The sequence below is a fragment of the Anaerolineae bacterium genome, from assembly GCA_025062375.1.
Taxonomy (GTDB): Bacteria; Chloroflexota; Anaerolineae; order SpSt-600; family SpSt-600; genus SpSt-600.
The window spans coordinates 48344-49716 of sequence record JANXAG010000009.1; the positions used below are offsets into that span (position 1 = coordinate 48344).

Annotated in this window: 2 protein-coding genes; both read left to right on the forward strand. The window is 55.3% G+C overall.

Annotated elements, in window-relative coordinates:
• Positions 1-489 (forward strand): 4Fe-4S dicluster domain-containing protein (locus NZ653_04275; GenBank protein ID MCS7286333.1); only part of this gene is annotated, 489 nt, incomplete at its 5' end.
• 13 nt (positions 490-502) lie between these two features.
• Positions 503-1183 (forward strand): 4Fe-4S dicluster domain-containing protein, encoded by a 681-nt coding sequence (locus tag NZ653_04280; GenBank protein ID MCS7286334.1) that lies wholly within the window; start codon positions 503-505, stop codon positions 1181-1183.
• Positions 1184-1373: the final 190 nt, after the last annotated feature.

Genomic DNA, 1373 nt, shown 5'->3' on the forward strand with positions numbered 1-1373 from the left:
TCGAAGCCGGAAACTGTGGCTGCCCTGAGGGAAAAGAGGGTTGCCAGGCGAAAAGAGGTGCTTTCGGAAATCCTCGGGAGGGTGCGGGGAATTGAGGGCCTTAAATCCTACTTTGCCACCTGCATACGTTGCCACAACTGCATGGTGAACTGCCCGATATGCTACTGCCCCGATTGCGTCTTTCGCACCGAGACCTTTGAGAGGACTGCTTCTCAGTATCTGGCCTGGGCTGAGCGGAAGGGTGCTGTGCCGATGCTGCCGGACCTCTTGCTTTTCCACCTCACCCGCATGAACCACATGGTAACTTCCTGTGTGGAGTGCGGGATGTGCACAACGGCGTGCCCGGTGGGGATTGATGTGGGGGCGCTCTTCACAGCCATCGGCGAGCGGGCTCAGGCGCTTTTCAACTACTTGCCGGGCCGCAGCCTGGACGAACCGCCGCCGGTTGCGACCTTCAAGGAGAGCGAGTTTGTGGAATTAGGGCATTGAGGAGGTGCATCCTATGGCCGAGGAAATGGTCCCCATCTACATAATGGGCAAGCGCTATGAAGTTCCTTCTGGCCTCACCATCATGAAGGCCATGGAATATGCCGGTTATAAGCTCATCCGTGGGGTAGGGTGCAGAGGTGGATTCTGCGGCGCATGCGCCACCGTCTACCGCATCGCCAACGACCCCAAACTGTATGTGGGTCTCGCCTGTCAGACAATGGTGCAGCCAGAGATGTACCTGGCCCAGATACCTTTCTTCCCCGCTGAAAAAGCCCTCTACGATATAAACAAACTCAAGCCTGTCCCTGAGACCATCTTCAAGCTTTACCCTCAGGTATTGCGCTGCCTCGGATGTGGCACCTGCACCAAATCCTGCCCTCAGGAGCTGGATGTGCGGGCGTACATGGCAGCAGCCATGCGGGGAGATATAGCCAGGGTGGCTGACCTTTCCTTTGACTGCATAATGTGTGGGTTGTGTTCAGCTCGCTGCCCTGCTGAAGAACCCCAATACAACATTGCCATCCTCTGCCGTCGCCTCTACGGCAAATACCTTGCCCCAAGGTCCAGACATCTGGAGGAGCGCCTCCGGGAAATCCAGGAAGGCAAGTTTGATGAAGAAATGAAAAAGATGAAAACCATGAGCCTGGATGAACTGCGCAGGATGTATAACGAACGTGACATAGAGCCGGAGTAAGCGATGGCTGTAAATCCAGAACGCTTTTTATCCTTACGAGCCTATCCCCATACCGCCAAATAAGCTTGATGCTTGGTATGTGGAACGTCCCAGGAGTCCTTACAGGCAATTTTTCAGGCGTCTTGACCCTCGTCGCCTTCCGGAACGTTACAGACTGGTAGGCCATCGTTCTAGCGGCAAAACCACTGAG